16 protein-coding genes are annotated in these 17,133 nt (G+C 74.0%); 7 read left to right on the top strand and 9 right to left on the bottom strand.

Annotated elements, in window-relative coordinates; genetic code table 11:
• The first annotated feature begins 79 nt into the window (after positions 1 to 79).
• Both V5D56_RS13290 and V5D56_RS13285 read left to right on the top strand, forming a co-directional pair.
• Positions 80 to 949, top strand: a complete 870-nt coding sequence (locus tag V5D56_RS13290; RefSeq protein ID WP_435735784.1) for a dihydrofolate reductase family protein — start codon at positions 80 to 82, stop codon at positions 947 to 949.
• Between the two features lie 5 nt (positions 950 to 954).
• Positions 955 to 1,440 carry a hypothetical protein gene (locus V5D56_RS13285; RefSeq protein WP_251150858.1) on the top strand — a complete coding sequence of 162 codons (486 nt, stop codon included), beginning with the start codon at positions 955 to 957 and terminating at the stop codon, positions 1,438 to 1,440.
• Positions 1,441 to 1,514: 74 nt separating this feature from the next.
• Here the strand turns inward: V5D56_RS13285 and V5D56_RS13280 are convergent, their stop codons facing one another.
• Genes V5D56_RS13280 through gndA form a run of 3 tightly spaced genes read right to left on the bottom strand, consistent with a single transcriptional unit; the run spans position 1,515 to position 4,988 of the window.
• On the bottom strand, positions 1,515 to 2,282 hold the full coding sequence (locus V5D56_RS13280) for an aspartate/glutamate racemase family protein (protein ID WP_435735783.1): 768 nt from the start codon (positions 2,280 to 2,282) through the stop codon (positions 1,515 to 1,517).
• Complete coding sequence (locus V5D56_RS13275; protein ID WP_435735782.1) at positions 2,275 to 3,546, bottom strand: carboxylate--amine ligase; 1,272 nt, start codon at positions 3,544 to 3,546, stop codon at positions 2,275 to 2,277. The genes V5D56_RS13280 and V5D56_RS13275 overlap by 8 nt, the downstream gene beginning before the upstream one ends.
• Positions 3,543 to 4,988, bottom strand: coding sequence for an NADP-dependent phosphogluconate dehydrogenase (gene gndA / locus V5D56_RS13270; protein ID WP_435735781.1), 1,446 nt, complete (start codon positions 4,986 to 4,988; stop codon positions 3,543 to 3,545). Before gndA ends, V5D56_RS13275 begins: the two co-directional genes overlap by 4 nt.
• A 278-nt stretch (positions 4,989 to 5,266) precedes the next feature.
• Here gndA and V5D56_RS13265 point away from each other — a divergent pair, with 278 nt between their 5' ends.
• The 5 genes from V5D56_RS13265 (at position 5,267) to V5D56_RS13245 (ending at position 12,000) form a co-directional block, all read left to right on the top strand.
• Positions 5,267 to 5,857 (top strand): DUF3000 domain-containing protein, encoded by a 591-nt coding sequence (locus tag V5D56_RS13265; RefSeq protein ID WP_435739035.1) that lies wholly within the window; start codon positions 5,267 to 5,269, stop codon positions 5,855 to 5,857.
• Entirely contained in the window at positions 5,854 to 7,137 is a 1,284-nt protein-coding gene (locus V5D56_RS13260; protein ID WP_435735780.1) for an HRDC domain-containing protein, read from the top strand. The genes V5D56_RS13265 and V5D56_RS13260 overlap by 4 nt, the downstream gene beginning before the upstream one ends.
• A gap of 22 nt (positions 7,138 to 7,159) precedes the next feature.
• On the top strand, positions 7,160 to 8,203 hold the full coding sequence (locus V5D56_RS13255) for a lipid II:glycine glycyltransferase FemX (RefSeq protein ID WP_435735779.1): 1,044 nt from the start codon (positions 7,160 to 7,162) through the stop codon (positions 8,201 to 8,203).
• 243 nt (positions 8,204 to 8,446) lie between these two features.
• Positions 8,447 to 9,775, top strand: a complete 1,329-nt coding sequence (locus V5D56_RS13250) for a thiolase family protein (protein WP_435735778.1) — start codon at positions 8,447 to 8,449, stop codon at positions 9,773 to 9,775.
• A 62-nt stretch (positions 9,776 to 9,837) separates the two neighbouring features.
• On the top strand, positions 9,838 to 12,000 hold the full coding sequence (locus tag V5D56_RS13245) for a 3-hydroxyacyl-CoA dehydrogenase NAD-binding domain-containing protein (RefSeq protein WP_435739034.1): 2,163 nt from the start codon (positions 9,838 to 9,840) through the stop codon (positions 11,998 to 12,000).
• A 57-nt stretch (positions 12,001 to 12,057) separates the two neighbouring features.
• Here V5D56_RS13245 and V5D56_RS13240 read toward each other — a convergent pair whose 3' ends face one another.
• The 6 genes from V5D56_RS13240 to pflA form a co-directional block, all read right to left on the bottom strand.
• On the bottom strand, positions 12,058 to 12,813 hold the full coding sequence (locus V5D56_RS13240) for a PIG-L deacetylase family protein (RefSeq protein WP_435735777.1): 756 nt from the start codon (positions 12,811 to 12,813) through the stop codon (positions 12,058 to 12,060).
• Positions 12,814 to 12,922: 109 nt separating this feature from the next.
• Positions 12,923 to 13,216 carry a hypothetical protein gene (locus tag V5D56_RS13235; RefSeq protein ID WP_435735776.1) on the bottom strand — a complete coding sequence of 98 codons (294 nt, stop codon included), beginning with the start codon at positions 13,214 to 13,216 and terminating at the stop codon, positions 12,923 to 12,925.
• 32 nt (positions 13,217 to 13,248) lie between these two features.
• Positions 13,249 to 15,474 carry a DEAD/DEAH box helicase gene (locus tag V5D56_RS13230; RefSeq protein ID WP_435735775.1) on the bottom strand — a complete coding sequence of 742 codons (2,226 nt, stop codon included), beginning with the start codon at positions 15,472 to 15,474 and terminating at the stop codon, positions 13,249 to 13,251.
• On the bottom strand, positions 15,471 to 15,857 hold the full coding sequence (locus V5D56_RS13225; RefSeq protein WP_435735774.1) for a type II toxin-antitoxin system death-on-curing family toxin: 387 nt from the start codon (positions 15,855 to 15,857) through the stop codon (positions 15,471 to 15,473). Before V5D56_RS13225 ends, V5D56_RS13230 begins: the two co-directional genes overlap by 4 nt.
• Before the next feature lie 2 nt (positions 15,858 to 15,859).
• Positions 15,860 to 16,057, bottom strand: coding sequence for a CopG family transcriptional regulator (locus V5D56_RS13220; protein WP_435735773.1), 198 nt, complete (start codon positions 16,055 to 16,057; stop codon positions 15,860 to 15,862).
• A 67-nt stretch (positions 16,058 to 16,124) separates the two neighbouring features.
• Positions 16,125 to 17,117 (bottom strand): pyruvate formate-lyase-activating protein, encoded by a 993-nt coding sequence (gene pflA, locus V5D56_RS13215; protein ID WP_435735772.1) that lies wholly within the window; start codon positions 17,115 to 17,117, stop codon positions 16,125 to 16,127.
• Positions 17,118 to 17,133 lie beyond the last annotated feature (16 nt).

Genomic DNA, 17,133 nt, shown 5'->3' with positions numbered 1-17,133 from the left:
CTTCGGCGCGGTCGTCCCGCCGGATGCTGGCGCTGAAGTCACGAGGATCCAGCCTACGCCTGCCGCTACCGTGGCCCGTGTGACCTCCGCCACGACACCGCCCTCCACGCCGCACGCTCCCCCGACCGCGGACGCATCACCCGGGGGACGCGACGACCTGCCGCCTCTGGACGTCCTGCTCCCCGCGCCCCGACGCCTCGACCCCGACCCCCGGGAGGACGCGCTCGCCGCCCTCTACGCCGACGAGCCGCCGTCCCGCGGCCCGTGGACCGTGCGGGCGAACATGGTCACGAGCATCGACGGCGCGGCATGGGGGCCCGACCAGCGCTCGGGGTCCATCAACGACGACGCGGACTGGCGCGTCTTCCGCGTGCTGCGCGCCCTCGCCGACGTCGTGCTGGTCGGTGCCGGCACGGCCCGCGCGGAGGGCTACACGGCGCTCGGACGTCCCCGCGGTCTCACGCACCTGCGCGCGGCACCCCTCGAGCTGGCGCTGGTCTCCCGGACGGGGCACGTACCGGAGCGGCTCGTCGCCGCAGACCGTCCGCCCTTCGTGCTCACCGCTGCGGCCGGGGCGGACGCCGCGCGCTCCGTCCTGCCCGACGACCGCGTCGTCGTGGTGGGCGACGCGCAGGTCGACCTCGCGGCCGGCCTGCAGGTGCTCGCCGACCTCGGCCTGCGCCGTGTCCTCACCGAGGGCGGGCCCACGCTCCTCGGCGCCCTGCTGCGGGCCGACCTCGTCGACGAGCTGTGCGTCACGACGACGCCGGGGATCGTCGGACCCGGACCGGGCCGCATCGTCGCGGGGGACGTACCGGCGGGACCGCAGCAGGGCGTCCCGGTGCTGCCGCGCGGCGCGCGGCTCGCGCACCTGCTGCACAGCCCGCACGCCCGGCCCGGCGCACCGGCCGGGACGACGATCGCGCGCTGGCTCCTGCCGATAGGCTGACGCGCGTGACCGACACGATCCTGGTCCTCACCGAGGACACGCTGAACCCGGCCGACGTCCAGCACATGCTGTCCCTGCACGAAGGAGAGACGCTCGCCTACCGCGTCCTCGTGCCGGCCGACACCGAGCGCAACCTCGTCTCTGCGCTGATCGACCACCTCAGCGTGGGCGAGCTCAAGCAGGCGTGGGACGAGGTGCTCGGTCGCGAGCCCTCGGAGAAGCAGGCGAAGGCGACGGCGGCCGAGCAGCTCGAGCGCAGCGTCGCCGAGCTGCGCGCCGCGGGCCGCGACGCCGACGGCACCGTCACCGAGGACGACCCGCTGCCCGCGCTGCGCAAGGCCGTGGCGGCCGGTGACGTCCGCGAGGTCGTCGTGGTGACGTACCCGCACGCGGTCGAGGACACGTTCCACCGCGACTGGGCCTCGCGTGCGCGGGACGAGCTCCACGTGCCGGTCCTGCACCTCTACTCCGGCACGAGCGAACTGGGCTGAGGCGCTCGTCCGGCACGAGAGAGGCCTGAGGCGCGACGGCTGAGGCGTCCCGAGGGACGCCCCCGGCCGGCCGCTCAGTCCCGCACGCGGTGGCCCGCGCGACGGATCGTCGCGCGGGCGAGCTGGTCCATCGAGTCGAGGTACACCGGGTCCGCGAGGAGGTCGTGGTCGACGGCGACGACCGACAGCTCGGTGCACCCGAGGACGATCACCGACGCGCCGCGCTCCACGAGGCGCCCGGCGACGGCCCGGAACGTGTCGATGTCGACCGGTCGCCCGGCCTTGACCTGTTCGTAGATGATCTGCGAGACGAGCGCCTGGTCGGCGTCGTCGGGCACGACCGTCGTCACGCCGTGAGCGGCGAACGCGTCCTGGTAGACGCCCGCCGCGGCGGTGCCCGCCGTGGCGAGCAGCCCCACGGTCGCGAGGCCCGGGACGCGCTCGCGCGCCGCCTCGACCGTCGTGTCGATGATCGACACGAACGGGACGCTCACGGCGTCGACCACCTGCTGCGTGAAGTGGTGGGCCGTGTTGCACGGCATGACGAGGAACGACACGCCGAACGACTCCAACCGGCGCGCGTCGCGCGCGAGGACCGGGCCCGGGTCCTCCTCCGAGCGCCCGAGCACGAACGCGGTGCGGTCCGGGATCGTCGCGTGGTTGAGCACGACCATGTCGAGGTGGTCCTGGTCGCGCTCCGCGTCCGTGAGCTCGACGACGAGCTGGAGGAAGTAGGCCGTCGCGAGCGGCCCGACGCCGCCGATGACCCCGACGGGCGGTCGCTCGTCGGGCCCACCGTCGGTCGCAGGGCCCGGGCCGCGACCGGCGTCCGTGTCAGCCACGCCCGCCCCGGCCTCCGTCGTCCGGTGCCACGTAGGCGGCCTTCGCGGCGGACACCGGGTAGAACGCGCGGAACTTCTGCACCTGGCGCAGCTCGGCGACGCGGACCCACAGGTCCCGACGCCACGCGCGGTCACGCGAGTACTTGAGCGGGTGCCCGACGCGCTTGACCTTGCGCACCCGCGCGGCGACCGCCGGGTCCGTCGCGCCGCGCACGTACCGGCGCAGGAGGAACCCCGGCACGATCCGGTACAGCACCGGGACGCGCCGGGGGTCGGGCACCCGCCCGCCCTGCAGGTGCTCGCCCACCCAGTACATGGCCGGGTTGATGCCGCTCGCGGTGAGGTAGAAGTTCGAGCGGCCCGTGCGGGGGTTGAGCTCGAAGAAGTACCCCGTGCCGTCGCGCGGGTCGACCTTGATGTCGAAGTTCGCGAAGCCCGTCCAGCCGAGGTGCTCGACGAGCTTGCGCGCGTCCGCCTCGATCTGCGGCAGCGGGCCTGTGAGGATCGCCGCCGGGTTCCCGAGCGTCCCGGGCGTGTGCTCCTCGAGCAGCACGTGGCCGCCGTGCGCCATGCGCACCTGCCCCTTCTCGTCCGAGAAGGTGGTCATGATGCGCATCTGCGAGTCGTTGCCCGGGACGAACTCCTGGACGATGAACGGCTCGCGGTACCCGGCGTCACCCGCCGTGCGCAGGAGCCACTCGAGCTGCTCACGGTCCGCGAGCTCGTGCACCTTGCGCTTGCCCGGGAACGACGTCCGGTGCCAGGCCACGTTGTCGCCGGGCTTGGCGATGATCGGGAACCGCAGGCCCAGCTCACCGACGCGCTCGCCGCCGTGGCGCACGACCGTGCGGGGGTGCGGCACGCCGAGCTCGACGCACAGCTCGGAGAAGCGCTGCTTGTCCATCACGCGGTCGAGCAGGTCCGTGGTCGTGTACGGGACCACTGCGACGTCCTCGATCTTCGCGCGGTGCTCGGCGAGCGCCTGCACGTACCAGTCGACGCACGTGACGACCATCGCGGGCGCCTTCGCGCGCGCGGCGATCTCCCGGATGGTGCGCACCATCACCTCGGGGTCGTCGAGCTGTGGCTCGATGACGTTGTCGAGGATGGTCGAGTACCGGATGTTGCGCGTCGAGACGATCGTCACGACCGTGCTGCGCACCCCGTACGCCTCGTGGAACGCACGGGCCAGGCTGTACGCACCGGCGTCGCCACCCAGGATGATCGGGTGGACGACCGCCGGGCGTACGACGCCTCGACTCACGCGTCGCCTTCGCGCGTCTCGCTCCGGTCGCGGGTCCACTCGGTGTGGAACACGCCGGGGCCGTCGACGCGGCGGTACGTGTGGGCACCGAAGAAGTCGCGCTGCGCCTGGATGAGCGCGGCAGGCAGACGCTCGGCCCGCACGCCGTCGTAGTACGCGAGCGACGAGGAGAACGCGGGCGTCGGCACGCCGTTGAGCGCGGCCTGCGCGACGACGCGGCGCCACGCGGAGAGCCCGTTGCCGACGGCGCCGGTGAAGTACTCGTCGGCGAGGAGGAGCGGCAGCTGGACGTTGCGCTCGTACGCCTCGGTGATGCGGTTGAGGAAGCGCGCGCGGATGATGCAGCCCCCGCGCCAGATGCGCGCCATCGCGCCGCGGTCGATGTCCCAGCCGTACTCGGCCGACGCCGCGGCGATCTGGTCGAACCCCTGCGAGTACGCGACGACCTTCGACGCGTAGAGCGCGAGGCGCACGTCCTCGACGAACGCGTCCCGGTCGGTGACGTCCCACGCCTGCGCGTCCGCGGGCAGCGCCGCACGGCCCGCCTCGCGCTGCGGGACCGAGCCCGACAGCGCACGCGCGAACGTCGCCTCGGCGATGCCGGTGATCGGGACGCCCAGGTCGAGACCGTTCTGCACGGTCCAGCGGCCCGTGCCTTTCTGCTCCGCCTGGTCGAGCACGACGTCGACGAACGCCGAGCCGGTCTGCGCGTCGACGTGCTGGAGCACGTCGGCCGTGATCTCGATGAGGAACGACTCGAGGTCGCCCGTGTTCCACTCCTCGAAGATCTTCCCGATCTCCGCCGCCGACGCGCCCAGCCCCTGCTTGAGCAGGTCGTACGCCTCGGCGATGAGCTGCATGTCGGCGTACTCGATGCCGTTGTGGACCATCTTCACGAAGTGGCCCGCGCCGTCGGGACCCACGTACGTGCAGCACGGGACGCCGTCGACCTTCGCGGAGATGTCCTCGAGGATGGGGCCGAGGCTCGCGTAGGACTCGCGCGTGCCGCCGGGCATGATCGACGGGCCGTTGAGCGCACCCTCCTCGCCGCCGGACACGCCGGTGCCGACGAAGTGCAGGCCCAGCGCGGACAGCGCCTGCTCGCGACGGATCGTGTCGGGGAAGTGCGCGTTGCCCGCGTCGACGACGATGTCGCCCTCCTCGAGCAGCGGCACGAGCTCGTCGATCACCGCGTCGGTCGCCGCGCCGGCCTTGACCATGATGACGACCTTGCGCGGGCGCTCGAGCGACGCGACGAAGTCGGCCATGGACTCCGACGGGACGAAGTCGCCCTCGGAGCCGGCCTCGGCGATCAGGGACTCCGTCTTGGCGTACGAGCGGTTGTGCACCGCGACCGTGTAGCCGTGACGGGCGAAGTTGCGGGCCAGGTTGCGACCCATGACCGCGAGTCCGGTCACACCGATCTGTGCTCGTGCTGCCATCTGCTTCCCTGCTCCTCGGAGATCGGTACCGGCGACCTCGAGGGCACGACCGCGGCCGGGCGACACCGCGCGAGCGGCACCGACGGACGCGACGGCAGGCAGGTGCAACCGGTACGGGGCGGATACGCGGACAGCCTAGTCCCCCGTCCTCGACCGCTCCGGACGTGGCCAGCATCCGGGCGTGGTCAGCGGTGGTGACGATCGCGGTCACGATTCGGTGACGTCCGCGCGCGCCGCGGCCCTCGGCGTGCGCGGGGGCTCGTAGTGTGCTGAGGGTGATCACCGCTCACGGGACCGAGGCGCCCGAGGAGTTCCGTGCGGCCCTGGAGTCGGTCGCCGCCCGCCGCGTGCGTCCCGAGGTGACCCTGCGGGAGGTCCCCGCGCCACGGCGCATCGCCCCGTTCTCCGTCGCGCTGACCGGCGAGGTCTCCGGGGTGGGCGACGACGAGCCGGACCTCGCTTCCGGGCGGTTCATCCTCCTGCACGACCCCGCGGGCCAGGAGGCGTGGCAGGGGCGGTTCCGGGTCGTGACGCTCGTGCGCGCCACGCTCGAGCCCGAGATGGCGGCGGAGGACATGCTCGCCGAGGTCGCCTGGACCTGGTTCGCCGACGCGCTGCGCGACACCGGGGCGTCCGCGCGGGCCGAGGGCGGAACCGTCACCCGTGTGCTGTCCCAGAGCTTCGGCGCCCTCGCCGGGCGCGCGAACGACGTCGAGCTCGAGATGCGCGCGTCCTGGACGCCGCTCACGACCGACCTCGGACCGCACCTGGCGGCCTGGGCGCAGCTGCTGTGCACGGCCGCCGGCCTGCCCCCGCTGCCCGAGGGGATCACACCGTTGCCCGCGCGACGCAATACCGTGGGTCCATGAGCTCGGCCGCAGCACCTGCACCTTCGCCCCTCGACCAGCCCGACGACGCCCCCGACGACGGCGCCGTCGTCCCCGTCGTCGTCCCGCTCACCGAGCCGTCGGACGGGGTGGGTCCCGTCGTCGACACCCCGGAGGCGTTCGCACGCGTCGTCGACGCGTTCGCGCGGGGGACGGGCCCCGTCGCGGCTGACGCCGAGCGCGCGTCGGGCTACCGCTACGGCCAGCGCACCTACCTCGTCCAGGTCCGGCGCGAGGGATCGGGCACCGCGCTCATCGACCCGGTCGGCGTCCCGGACCTCGCTCCCCTGCGCGAGGCGGTGGGTGACGCCGAGTTCGTGCTGCACGCCGCGTCCCAGGACCTGCCCGGGTTCGCGGAGCTCGGCCTGCTCCCGGCGCGCGTCTTCGACACCGAGCTCGCGGCGCGGCTCCTCGGCATGGAACGCGTCGGGCTCGCGGCCGTGGTCGCGGAGCTGCTCGGCCTCGGCCTCGCGAAGGAGCACTCGGCGGTCGACTGGTCCACGCGCCCCCTGCCGCCCGAGTGGCTGCGCTACGCGGCGCTCGACGTCGAGGTGCTCGTCGCGCTGCGCGACGTGCTCGCGGCACGGCTCGAGGAGGCCGGGAAGACGCAGTGGGCGGCGCAGGAGTTCGAGGCGGTGCGCACGGCTCCCCCGCCCCCGCCGCGGGTCGACCCCTGGCGACGCACCTCCGGGACGCACACGCTGCGCGACGCGCGCCGACTCGCCGTCGTGCGCGCGCTGTGGGAGGCCCGCGACGTCAACGCGCGCCGTCGGGACATCGCGCCGGGGCGCGTCCTGCCGGACCGCGCGATCGTCGCCGCCGCCGAGGCGCTGCCGCGCAGCGTCGCCCAGCTCGTCACCCTGCCGGCCTTCGCGGGCAAGGGCACGCGACGCCGGGCCGCCTACTGGCAGCAGGCGATCGACACCGCGCTCGCGCTGCCCGCGAGCGCCCTGCCCTCGGTCCGCGGGCCGCGCTCCGACGCCCCGCCGCCACCGCGCGCCTGGGCGGACCGCGACCCGGCTGCCGCCGCACGCCTGGAGGCGGCGCGCGCCGTCGTGCAGGAGCTGTCCGAGCAGCACACCGTGCCGGCGGAGAACCTGCTCCAGCCGGACGCGCTGCGGCGCCTGTGCTGGACCCCGCCCGACCCCGCGGACGCCGCGGGCGTGGCCGCGTTCCTGCGCGGCCGCGGTGCGCGCGAGTGGCAGGTCGGGCTCCTCGCGGAGCGCCTCGCGGCGGCCTTCGCGGACGTGTCGGACCGGTAGGCGGACGGGTAGGGTCGGGGCCGTGCACGACACGAACCTGACGATCCGGACAGTGACCGACCGCGACGCCTGGGACGCCCAGGTGAACGCGCTCGGCGGCCACCCCCTGCAGCTGTGGGGCTGGGGGGAGGTCAAGGCGACGGGCGCCTGGACGCCGCGCCGCCTCGAGGCGGTCGACGGCACGGGCCGCACGGTCGGCCTCGCCCAGGTGCTCGTGCGGTCCCTGCCCGCGCAGTTCAAGGCGCTGTGCCACGTGCCGCGCGGCCCGGTCGTGGCCCCCGGGCCCGACGGCTGGGGCGCCGGTCCTGGCGTCGGCGACGACGCGGCGCGCGACGCCGTGACGCGCGCGGTCGTGGCGTGGTGCAAGGACAACGTGGGCGGCGTGGGGATCACGATCGAGCCGGACTGGCCCGTGGGCACGCCTCTCGACCTACCGGGCGCGCGCGACGCCGCGAACCCCATCCTCTACCCGGTCACCCTGATCCTGGACCTCACGAAGACCCCGGACGAGCTCACGGCCGCGATGGGCAAGTCCACGCGCTACGACATCCGCAAGGCGGCCCGCACCGGGCTCGAGGTGCGGCGCGTCACGGATGAGGCCGAGGTCCGCCAGGTCCTCGCGGTCTACCACGAGACCGCCGAGCGGGCGAGCTTCGCGCTGCACGAGGACGAGTACTACCTCGCGATCCACCGCGAGCTCGGCGAGCACTCGGTGCTCGTCGCGGCGTTCTCCGAGGGCGCGCCCGTGTCGTTCGTGTGGTGCGTGGCGTCGGCGACGACGTCGTTCGAGCTGTACGGGGGGATCGACGACGCCGGGCGCAAGCTGCGTGCGAACGCCCCGGTCAAGTGGCACGCGATCACGCTCGCGCAGGAGGCGGGTCTCGTGCGCTACGACATGAACGGGCTCCTCAACGACGGGATCAGCGAGTTCAAGCGGAGCTTCGCCCAGCACGACGACGAGCTCGTGCACAGCGTCGACGTGCCGTTCTCGATGTGGTACTCGGCCTGGAACAAGGGCCTGCCGACGGCGAAGAAGGTCGTGCGGAAGCTGCGCGGCAGCCGCTGACCGCGGTCCGCACCGGCGCGAGCGGTGCGCGCGAGACCCCTGTCAGAGACCCGGTATCGCAACGTGGCCCACGGGCCCACAGGTTGGCGATACCGGGTCTCGTCATGTCGTAGCATCGTTCTCGTGCTTTCCCGATACTCGCGGTAGCGTGTATCACCTGAGCGGTGTCGCTCCGGACACCGCCGTCCCGACCATCTGACCCGGCCCCACCACGGCCGGACCACCCGACCGGATGGAGATGCCATGACCGTGGCCGACAGCCTGGCCCCAGGAGCCGCCGCCGGCGCGAGCACCGCGCAGGCCCACGCGCCGACCCAGGCGGCGCGCCGTCGTGCGGTGCGCGACGTCGTCTTCGTCGAGGGGGTGCGCAGCCCCTTCGGCAAGGCACGTCCCGACGGGATCTACGCCGAGACCCGCGCCGACGACCTCGCCGTGAAGACGATCCGTGAGCTCCTGCGCCGTCGGCCCGAGCTGCCCGCGGAGCGCATCGACGAGCTCGCGCTCGCCGCGACCACGCAGACGGGCGACCAGGGCCTGACGCTCGGGCGCAGCGTCGCGGTGCTCGCGGGGCTGCCCAAGTCGGTCCCCGGGTTCGCGATCGACCGCATGTGCGCGGGCGCGATGACCGCCGTCACGACGACCGCCGCCAACGTCGCCGTGGGCGCGCAGGACGTCGTCGTCGCGGGCGGCGTCGAGCACATGGGGCACCACCCCATGGGCGAGGGCTCGGACCCGAACCCCCGGTTCGTCGCCGAGAAGCTCGTCGACTCGTCCGCGCTCGTCATGGGAGCGACCGCGGAGAACCTGCACGACCGCTACCCGCACCTGACCAAGGAGCGCGCGGACGCCTACGCCGTGGCGAGCCAGGCCAAGTACGCGAAGGCCCTCGCGAACGGCGACATCTCCTCCGACCTCGTGCCGATCGCGACGCGCTCGACCGAGCTCGGCTGGGGTCTGGCCACCGCCGACGAGCTCCCGCGTCCCGGCACCACGGTCGACGCCATCCGGGACCTCAAGACGCCGTTCCGCCCCGGGGGCAAGGTCACCGCGGGCAACGCCTCGCCGCTCACCGACGGCGCGACGGCGTGCCTGCTCGCCGCGGGCGAGGTCGCCGACGAGCTCGGCCTGCCCGCACGCATGCGCCTCGTCTCCTACGCGTACGCCGGCGTGGACCCGGAGGTCATGGGCTACGGCCCGGTGCCGGCGACCGAGCGCGCGCTCGCGTCCGCGGGCCTGACGATCGACGACATCGGCCTGTTCGAGATCAACGAGGCGTTCGCCGTCCAGGTGCTCGCGTTCACCGACCACTTCGGGCTCGCGGACGACGACGAGCGCGTCAACCTCTACGGCGGGGCGATCGCCATGGGCCACCCGCTCGCGTCGTCGGGCGTGCGCCTCATGACGCAGCTCGCCCGCCAGTTCGAGCAGCACCCCGAGGTGCGCTACGGCCTGACGACGATGTGCGTCGGGCTCGGGATGGGCGGCACCGTCATCTGGGAGAACCCGCACCACGCCGACTACTCCGGCCACGGCGCCGCCGACACGACCACCGCGACCGACGGGGAGAACTGACCGTGAGCGAGACGACCTCAGAGACCACCAGCAGGCCCGGCACGACGAACGCCGACCAGACCATCACCGCTGAGCCGTCCCCGCGGGGCGACGGCGGGTCGGCGCGCGGCGAGCGCGTCACGCACTCGCTCGTGCGCGACGTCGCGCTCCCCGGCGGGACGGGCACGCTCGCCCTGCTGACGCTCGACAACGGGCTCGACCACACCAAGCCCACGACGCTCGGGCCCGAGGGGCTCGCGGAGCTCCGCACCGCCCTGGAGGGGATCGAGCGCCGCGCGGCAGACGGTGAGATCGTCGCCGTCGCGGTGACCGGCAAGCCGTACTTCCTCGCCGCGGGGGCCGACCTCACGCAGGCCGCCGCGATCCAGGGCCGGGCCGACGCGCTCGGTCTCGGCCGCGCCGGTCACGCCGCGTACGCGATCCTGGGCGGGCTGCGGGAGAAGACCGGCGTCCCGACGTTCGCGTTCGTCAACGGCGTCGCGCTCGGCGGCGGCCTCGAGATCGCGCTGAACTGCGACTACCGCACGGTCGCGTCCGACGCCGGGGCGCTCGCGCTCCCCGAGGTCGGCCTCGGCCTCGTCCCCGGCTGGGGTGGCGCGTACCTCGTCCCGCGCCTGCTCGGGATCCAGGACGCGATGAAGGTCATCCTCGAGCGCCCCGCGGCGAACAAGCCGTTCAAGGCGAAGGAGGCGTTCGAGATCGGCCTCGTCGACGCGCTGTTCGACGCGCCGGACTTCCTCGAGTCCTCGATCCGCTGGGCGGAGTCGGTGCTGCGCGGGGACGTCGTCGTGGAGCGCCGCGAGCTCGACCCGCAGCCCGTGTGGGACGCGGTCGTCGCCGGGACCCGGCAGCGGCTCGACGCGGTCGTCGCCGGCTCGCGGCCTGCGCCGTACCGCGCGCTGGACCTCGTCGCCGCCGCGCGGACCGCGACGAAGGACGAGGCGTTCGCGGCCGAGGACGAGGCCCTCGCCGACCTCATCATGAGCGACGAGATGCGCGCGAGCGTCTACGCGTTCCAGCTCGTGTCGAAGGGCAAGCGGCCCCAGGGCGCGCCGGACGCGAAGCTCGCGCGGCCCGTCACCCGGGTCGGGATCGTCGGTGCCGGGCTCATGGCGGCGCAGATCGCGCTGCTGTTCGCCCAGCGGCTCCAGGTGCCCGTCGTCATGCGCGACCTCGACGCCGAGCGCGTGGAGAAGGGCCTCGCCTCCGTCCGCTCGACGGTCGAGAAGCTCGTCGGCTCGGGACGCATGTCGCGCGACGCCGGGGCCCGGATCGTCGCGAACGTCCACGGCACGACCGAGCTCGGCGACTTCGCGGGCTGCGACGTCGTCATCGAGGCGGTCACCGAGATCCTCGGCCTGAAGAAGAAGGTGTTCGCCGAGCTCGAGGGCGTCGTGGGCGACGAGACGGTGTTCCTCACGAACACCTCCGCGCTGTCCGTGACTGAGATGGCGGCCGACCTGCGGCACCCGGAGCGTGTCGTCGGGATGCACTTCTTCAACCCCGTCGCGCAGATGCCGCTCGTCGAGATCATCCAGGCGGCGAAGACGGACGACGCCGCCCTCGCCACGGCGTTCGCCATGACGAAGAAGCTGCGCAAGACGGCCGTCCTCGTCGCGGACCGGCCGGGCTTCGTCGTCAACCGCCTGCTCATCCTCCTCATGGGCAAGATCGTCGAGGCGGTCGAGAACGGGACGTCGGTCGAGGTCGCGGACCGCGCCGTCGCGCCGCTCGGGCTGCCGATGCCCCCGTTCGCGCTGTTCGACCTCGTCGGGCCGGCGGTGGGGCTGCACGTGCTCACGTCGCTGCGCGAGGACCTCGGCGACCGGTTCCCGGTCTCCCCCGGGCTCCAGCGCATCGTCGACGAGCAGATCCCCGTCGTGCTCGACGCGCCGAAGGGGCTGCCGAAGCCGGTCGACCCGGCGATCCAGGCCGTGTTCGGCGACGGGACGGCGGGCGGCGACGGTGCTCTGGACGAGGCGGGCGTGCTCGACTCGGTGCTCACGGCCCTCACGCAGGAGATCGGCCTGATGCTCGACGAGGGCGTGGTCGCGAGCGCGTCGCAGGTCGACCTGTGCATGATCCTCGGTGCCGGCTGGGGCTTCCACCTCGGCGGCATCACGCCGTACCTGGACCGCACGGGCTACTCCGAGAAGGTCCTCGGTCGGCGCTTCCTGCCCGACGGCGTCGCGAACGTCCCGGCGGCCGCCGCGGCGCGCGCCTGACCCCACCCCGCCCGCGTGCTCGGCGCTCCCGCCGAGCACGCGGGTCGGCGGACCGCGTCAGTCCCAGGTGAGCTTCACGACCTCGAACGCCACGGCGTGCGTGACCCCGAGCGCCGAACCCGTCGGCCCGGTCATCGACGCCAGGAACTCCGCCGGGTCGAAGTCCTCCCACCCGAGCCCGTCGAGGTACGCCGCGTGCGCTGCGAGCGACGCCACACCGGCGTCGAACGTGGCACTGACGTCGACGGCGTGCGTCGCCGCCGGCGAGCCCGCGACCCACACCTGCCCGACGCCGCCCCAGGGCTCGAGCCCCTCGTCCTCCACCTGGTCCCGGAAGATCCAGCGGTTGCCCGCGTCGCGCACGGCGTCGAGCACCGCACGGCCCGTGGCGACGTGGTCCGCCTGGTTCGGGACGCCGTTCGGGAACGCGTCGTGGTGGTTGCCGGTGATGACCACGTCCGGCCGGTGTCGCCGCACGGCCCGCGCGATCTCGCGCCGCAGGGGCACGCCGTACTCGAGCACGCCGTCGGGCAGGCCGAGGAAGTCGACGTCGTCGACGCCCACGAGCCGCGCCGACTCGACCTGTTCCGCCTCGCGCACGCCGCGCGCGACGTCGGGGTCCATGCCGTCGATGCCCGCCTCTCCGCTCGTGACCATGCAGTACACGACGCGCTTGCCCTGACCGGTCCAGCGCGCGACGGCTGCGGCGGCGCCGAACTCCATGTCGTCCGGGTGGGCGACGACGGCGAGCGCCGTCGACCAGTCCTCCGGCAGAGCTGCGAGGGGCGCGGGATCCTGCGGGTGTGTGCTCATACGGTCACCGTAGGACCGGGCCCTGCGCACCGCACCCGCCGAGAAGTGACCGTCCGCCCCGGATCCGGGCCGATCGAGGGCGGCAGGTCACGTCTCGGCGCAGACCGGGCTACTCGAGACCACGGTGCTCCGACCAGCGCTGCGCCGCGGCGGTGGCCCGCGCGTCGACGAGCGCGGCGAGCTCGGGGCGATCGGGGACGCGGAACGAGACGTAGCCGCCGCGACCACCGGCGACGGGACGACCGTAGGCCTTGGCGGCGAGGTGACCGTCCGGCAGCAGCCGGACGGTGATCGTCTGGAGCTCGAAGACCTCGCCGCGACGCTCGTCGGTCCAGCGGAGGTCGTCGGGGACGGTGACGTTGATCGCGAGGGCGCCCACCTGGACGCCGGAGATGTCGGGCATCCCCCCATCCTCGCCGACGCCCCGGACGGCCGTCAGCCCGTCGCCGCGTCGTGCGTGGGGGCGTCCTCGACCGACGTGACGCGCGGGTCGACGACGAGCCGTGCCCGCTCCGCCGCGACGATGGTGCGCGCGAGCGCGGCCTCCGACACGTCGACGGCGCCCGCGACCTCCTCCGCGAGCACGCTGCGCCGCGCGTACGCGTCGAAGAGCCGCGTCTTGGTGTCGAGGATCCGCACGAGGTGCTCGTCGACGCTGTCGACCGTCAGCAGCCGGTGGACCTGCACCGTCTCGACCTGTCCCATGCGGTGTGCCCGCGCGATCGCCTGGGCCTCCGTCGTGGGCTTGGTCTGCGGTTCGCAGAGGATCACGACGGAGGCAGCCTGGAGGTTCAGGCCCACTCCCCCGACGTCGATCTGGCTCACGAGCGCGCGGGGCACGGGTGACGCGGTGAACTCGTCGACCACGACCTGCCGGGCCGTGGCCGGGACGGACCCCGTGAGGGGGCCGAGCGCGACGTCGCCGAGCGCCCGGACGACGAGGTCGACGACGTCGCGGAAGTACGAGAACACGACGACCTTGCGCCCGTTCTGGGTCGCCTCCCCCACGATCTCCACGAGGCGACGCACCTTGGCCGAGTCCTCGGGATGGTCCACCGCGAACGCCGCACGGCGCATCGCCATGAACGCCCCGTCCGCGGTCGCAGCCCGGTACGCCGCGCCGTCGACGGTCCCGAGCTCCTCCCACTCGTCGACCTGCACGAGCTCGGGCAGCTCTTCGAGGACGTCCTCCGCGTTGCGTCGCAGGTACACCGGCGCGACCGCCCGGCGGAACGCCTCGGGACCGGCGGCGCCCGCGGCGGCGTCGAGATCGGCGGCGAGCTCCGGCCGGAGGTAGCCGACGAGCGTGCGGAACTCCTCGACGCGGTTCTCCATCGCCGTCCCGGTGAGGAGCAGCGCGTGCGGCGTCCCGGCCGCGAGCGCGGCGACGGCCAGGGACCGCTTCGCCTCAGGGTTCTTCACGAAGTGCGCCTCGTCGACCACGACGACGGCCGGCCCCGCCGCGGTGAACCACTCCGGTCCGGCGGTGCGCAGCCCGGCGAACGTCGTGACCGCGACACCGCCGCGCGTGCGCCACGCCGTCGCCGCCTCCTCGCGCGCCTCGCCGTGCAGCGCGTGGACCGCGAGCGTCGAGTGCGCGCGCAGCTCGCGCACCCAGCTCGTCAGCACGCTCGCGGGGCACACCACGACGGCGTGCGTCGCGCCCCGCGCGACGAGGTGCGCGATCACCGCGATGGCCTGGACCGTCTTGCCGAGGCCCATCTCGTCGCCGAGGATCACGCGGCCCTGCGCCAGCGCGAACCGGGTGCCGAACGCCTGGTACCCGCGCAGCGAGGCCCGCAGGAGCGTCTCGTCGAGCGCCTGGGTCTGGACGCGCTCGACGAGCTCCGCCGGCAGGTGGCCCTCGGTCGCGGCGAGGTCGCGGCCCGTGGGGGCGACGCCGTCGAGCAGCGCGTAGTACGCGGCCGAGCGGCGGCGGAAGTCCTCCCATACGTCGTACGGGCGGCCTGGCTCGGCCAGCAGCGCGACGACGCGGCCCGCCTCCTCGGCGAGCCCCGTGGCGCTGGCCTCGTCACCCAGATCGGCGAGGGTCGCGACGGCGGCGAACGCCCGACGGCGGCGCTCGCCCCACGCGAAGAACCGGCGAGTCCCGCTCGCGGCGACCCGCGCGTCGTCGTGCACGCGCGTGTGCTCGGCGAGGGTGCGGCGCGCCTGCTCGCCGTAGCGCGCGACGGCGGCGTCGGCCTGGTCGAGCGTGTGCAGCGCCTGCACGAGCGCGGTGGCGACGGGGTCGGTCGGGGTGAGGTCGATGCGGAACCGCAGGCTCTCGCGCACGGCGCGCGCCACCTGCTCCGCCGCGGCGAGCAGGTGGGTCGCGGTCTGCGGGCCGATGCCCGGGACGCGCTCGAGCCCCCGGCGTCCGAGGCGCGCGACGTCGCCGACCGTCGCGACCCCGGCGTCGGTGAGCGTGCCGAGGCGAATCCGCTCGCGCGTCACGTCGCGCAGCGCCGCGACGTCGACCCCGTCGAGGTGCGCGAGGACCTTCTCCTCGCGGCTGTCGCCGAACGCGGAACGGACGCGCTCGCGCGCCACCGACGGCGCACCGAGGAGCTGCGCGAGCAGCGCGGAGAGCCAGTCGCCGTCCTCGACAACCTGCCGCGCCGCTGCCACGTCACGGCGCGGCGGCACGTCCTCGGTCACGTCTCGCTGCGGATCACGCAGGCTGCGAGCCTGGCCGCGACGGTCGGCACGTCCTCGACCTCGCCGGCGGCGATCTGGATGACGAGGTCGTAGGCGTCGTCCTGCGGCATGGCGAGTCGCGCACCGTTCAGCGCGTAGAAGAGCCGCACCCCGACCCAGCCGAGGCGCTTTTTCCCGTCGATGAGTGCGTGATTCTTCGTCAGCGAGAGCAGCAGAGCAGCCGCCTTCTCGTCGAGCCCCGGATACGCCTCCACCCCGAACAGGGACGCCCCGGGGCGCGCGAGAGCCGACGAGAGCAGCCCGTAGTCCCGCACGACTGCGGGAGCGCCGAGGAAGGCGTCCGCAGCGGCGAGCAGGTCGTCCTCGTCCAGGTAGACGACCACTGCTACTGCGCGAGCCGGTCGAGGAGCTCGCGGTCCTTCTCGACGATCTGCGCGATGAGCCGGTCGCGCAGCTCTCGCCGCTTGGCGTCGTACTCCACGACGGCGCGGCCGACCGCGACGTTGGCCGAGACACCGTCTCGACGCGCGATACGTTCCAGCGCAGCCTGCGCCTCGTCGTCGAGCCGCAACGTCATGGCCATCGGAACCTCCAGGGGTGCAGTGATACCAGAACGGTATCACCGGCGGCCGGCGCCGACCGAGGTGCGCTCAGTACGTCGTCAGGCCGTGCGCCCGGAACTGGTCGCGCACGCGGTCGGTCAGCTCGGCCGACGGCGCGGGCGTGTCCTCCAGCGCGTAGGTGCGACCGAGCGCGTCCCACTTGTCGCGGCCCATCTGATGGAAGGGCAGCACCTCGACGCGGGTCACCGTCCCGGGACGGATCGCATTCAGCGAGGCCGCGTACTCCGCGACCTTCTCGACGTTCTGCGTTTCGTCCGTGAGCCCGGGCACGAGCACGAACCGGATCCACACCTCGGGGCCGTGGCCGGTCAGCCCGCGCTCCGCGAGCCGGCGCCCGAACCGCAGCGTCGGCTCGAGCTCGCGGCCCGTCACGCGGCGGTAGGTCTCCGGGTCACCCGACTTCACGTCGAGCAGCACGAGGTCGGCGTCGTCGAGCATCGCGTCGGTCGCGTTCGCGCCGAGGAAGCCCGACGTGTCGAGCGCGGTGTGCACGCCCATCGCCTGTGCGCCCCGCAGGACGCGGGCCGCGAACGCGGGCTGCATGAGCACCTCGCCGCCGGAGAGCGTGAGCCCCCCGCGGGTGGCCCGGAACACCGGCAGGTAGCGCCGCACCCGCGCCAGGAGACCGTCCGCAGTGACCGGCTTGCCGTCCTTCATCGCGAACGTGTCGGGGTTGTGGCAGTACAGGCACCGCAACGGGCACCCGTTGAGGAACACCGTGAGCCGCGTCCCGGGGCCGTCCACGGCGGTGACGAGCTCCCAGGAGTGGACCGAGCCGAGCTCGCCGGCGCGCATCGCCGCGAGCTTGTCGGCCCGGTCCACGTCCGCGACCGTCAGCCCGTCCAGGCCCGCGCCCGCCCGGCGCGCGTGGCCCACGGGCGTGCCCGACGCCGCGGGCTCGGCCGCGGAGCTCGGGGCACCCGGGACGTCGAGGCGCGTGGCGTCGCCGGGCAGGGTGGCACCGGCGGCGCCGCTCCCGCGCGACGCGCGGACGGCGGGGCCGGGAAGGGTGACGGTCATGGCTGGCTCCTCAGCG

Source organism: Cellulosimicrobium sp. PMB13, from assembly GCF_051294865.1.
In the GTDB taxonomy this organism is placed as follows: Bacteria; Actinomycetota; Actinomycetes; order Actinomycetales; family Cellulomonadaceae; genus Cellulosimicrobium.
The sequence above is the reverse complement of the archived record's forward strand: the minus strand, read 5'-3'. Positions and strand labels throughout refer to the sequence as shown.

Coding starts and splice junctions, on each gene's coding strand:
- gndA (WP_435735781.1), bottom strand. CDS start 4,988: ATGGCAGCACGAGCACAGATCGGTGTGACCGGACTCGCGGTCATGGGT.
- V5D56_RS13260 (WP_435735780.1), top strand. CDS start 5,854: ATGAGCTCGGCCGCAGCACCTGCACCTTCGCCCCTCGACCAGCCCGAC.
- V5D56_RS13250 (WP_435735778.1), top strand. CDS start 8,447: ATGACCGTGGCCGACAGCCTGGCCCCAGGAGCCGCCGCCGGCGCGAGC.
- V5D56_RS13240 (WP_435735777.1), bottom strand. CDS start 12,813: ATGAGCACACACCCGCAGGATCCCGCGCCCCTCGCAGCTCTGCCGGAG.
- V5D56_RS13235 (WP_435735776.1), bottom strand. CDS start 13,216: ATGCCCGACATCTCCGGCGTCCAGGTGGGCGCCCTCGCGATCAACGTC.
- V5D56_RS13220 (WP_435735773.1), bottom strand. CDS start 16,057: ATGGCCATGACGTTGCGGCTCGACGACGAGGCGCAGGCTGCGCTGGAA.
- pflA (WP_435735772.1), bottom strand. CDS start 17,117: ATGACCGTCACCCTTCCCGGCCCCGCCGTCCGCGCGTCGCGCGGGAGC.